Below are 395 nucleotides of genomic sequence, written 5' to 3' on the forward strand. Positions count from 1 at the left end.
GAAGGTGGAAACTCTAAACCAAATGAGACTCCAAAGCCTAATCCAAATGTTGAAACAAAAACAAAAGTAGTGGTAGCAACATCATTAAATGTAAGAAGTGGACCATCAACAAGTCATGGTATAATAGGAAGTTTAAAGAATAACGAAAAAGTAGAAGTAATATCAGAGAGTAATGGATGGTCAAAAATAAAATACAATGGAAAAGAAGGTTACGTATCAAGTACATATTTAAAAGATGTTAACGAAGGCGGAACTTCAAAACCAGATGAAAAACCAAATGTTGGAACAAAGATAAAAGTAGTAGTAGCAACATCATTAAATGTAAGAAGTGGACCATCAACAAGTCACGGTATAATAGGAAGCTTAAAGAATAACGAAAAAGTAGAAGTAATATC

Annotated in this window: 1 protein-coding gene; it reads left to right on the forward strand. The window is 32.2% G+C overall.

The genetic code is table 11. The features are described from left to right. The coding region (locus ATCC9714_RS16580; protein ID WP_208872223.1) for an SH3 domain-containing protein at positions 1-395 on the forward strand (395 nt) is incomplete at both ends.

The organism is Paraclostridium sordellii (assembly GCF_000953675.1).
In the GTDB taxonomy this organism is placed as follows: Bacteria; Bacillota; Clostridia; order Peptostreptococcales; family Peptostreptococcaceae; genus Paraclostridium; species Paraclostridium sordellii.